The organism is Mesorhizobium sp. M0598, from assembly GCF_040320865.1.
Classification (GTDB): domain Bacteria; phylum Pseudomonadota; class Alphaproteobacteria; order Rhizobiales; family Rhizobiaceae; genus Mesorhizobium.
Genome location: NZ_JAMYQL010000093.1, coordinates 1 through 1867, shown reverse-complemented (window position 1 = coordinate 1867; position 1867 = coordinate 1). Strand labels below are relative to the sequence as shown.

General features: G+C 61.9%; 1 protein-coding gene. It reads left to right on the top strand.

Annotated features, from left to right (window positions below; translation table 11 throughout):
- The first annotated feature begins 216 nt into the window (after positions 1-216).
- Complete coding sequence (locus NKI59_RS34830) at positions 217-996, top strand: FadR/GntR family transcriptional regulator (protein WP_023675806.1); 780 nt, start codon at positions 217-219, stop codon at positions 994-996.
- Positions 997-1867 lie beyond the last annotated feature (871 nt).

Below are 1867 nucleotides of genomic sequence, written 5' to 3'. Positions count from 1 at the left end.
CCGATCGGGTGTTCACCGGCCTCCAGTAACCACCAATGCACCCGGCGCAACCCGGCACCCTCTAGTTGGTGCGCTTTTGCGGGCCCCCCGCGGGCGGGGCCCCCCGTTCGCACTGTCCATGCAAAACGCACGAGGCGACGCTGCTTTGGAGCGTAGGCCGCTGCTTTGTCGTGCCCTGAATTCAGGCTTTCGACAAGAAGCTGCCGGGGAATACCAATGCCGGACGCGACATCAAAAAAGCGACCCGCCAAATTCAAGGCAGAGCCTGGGCGGCCGGCCGTCGTTCGGCGTGCCGATGCCGCACACTTTCCCGGCTCGAGTGTGCACGCCTCGCTCGCCAACGAAATCGGGCTGAGGATCGTGCGCGGCGACTATCCGCCGGGAACCATCCTGCCCAACGAAGCCAAATGGTCCGAGACCTTCGACGTCAGCCGCTCGGCGGTGCGCGAAGCCATAAAAATGCTGATGGCGAAGAGCCTATTGGCGTCACGCCCGAAGATCGGCAGCTGGGTCGAGCCGAAGGAGCGCTGGAACCTGCTCGATCGCGACGTGCTGGCCTGGTATGCGACCTCGCCGGACCGCGAGGTGTTCCTCAGGACCGTGCAGGAATTCCGCCACATCATCGAGCCGGAGGCCAGCGCCTTTGCCGCGATGCGACGCACCGACGAGCAGATGGCCGAGATCAGCCAGGCTTGCCGCGAGATGGGCGAGGCGACCAATCTGCAGGAGCGCACGCGCGCCGACACGCGGTTTCATCTCGCCATCCTGCGCGCCTCGGGCAACGATCTGCTGGTGCCGCTCGGCGTGCTGATCGAATCGGCGCTCGACCATTTGTTCCAGTTCGTCACCCGCGAGACCAGCGATCAGCGGCGGGCGCAGGCACTGCACGAGGCGATCGAGAAGAACATCCGCCTGCAGCGGCCCGCCGCAGCCCGCGCCGCGGTGCACAGGCTTCTTGCCAACACCGACGATGTCATCGGCCGGTCGCGGCGGTGATTTATGCGCCAGGGCTGGCGTTGCTCCGAACGATTGCAAAACTAGCATTCCTTCGCGCCCCTCCCTGTCCGGCCGGACATCTCCCCCACGAGGGGGGAGATTGGATGCCATTTCGGCTTTCGCTGATCATCAACGCTAGGCAATGAGGGCGGCGACCTCGGGTGGGAAAGGAATTCGGACTTTTTTGCCGTCGCAGCTATTTTGTTCTTGCTTTGTGCCGGCAGCTATGCTACTAATTTTGGTATGGTGCTAATTGGCTCCAACGACCCGCCCACCGAGGCGGTTTTTTTGTTTTTGGCTTTTTCCGATCGGAAGTACGCGTGCTTTGGTGCACAGACTTCTCGCCAATACCGACGTTATCGGCCGGTTTCGGCGCTGATTCGATCGTTTCTCGGCCAACTGCGTGTAAGTCGGGTCAACCAGCAACGAAGGTCGATCATTCCCGTTAGTCGCAAATCGCAAATTTAGGAGATTAGCCGAAACCCTCCCTTCGTCATCCCTGGGCGGAGCAAGGAGCGAAGCGACGCGGCGCAGACCCTGGGATCCATGCCGTTACCTTGCGGCAGTGCTCCGGCAGACCAGAACCAAACGCTGCCACCCGGTCCTGCGAAAAAGCTCGAAGCACTCTGGGACTGGTCGTCTCGATCAATTCGGTCTTCCATTGGCGGAGCCAGCGCTTCCGCAGCTTCTGGCTCGCGGTCATGGTGGAAGGGCGACGAGCGCAATGGCGGATACAAGCGCCGTTCTGAGCCGCTGCATTCTTCGGCTGATGTCACGGCATGATGGGGTGGACGGCGCCCGACGGCATCGGATGTGCCAGAATGAGTTCGTTGAGATCTCAAACAAGGGAGCCGTCCGTGGAACACCTTAT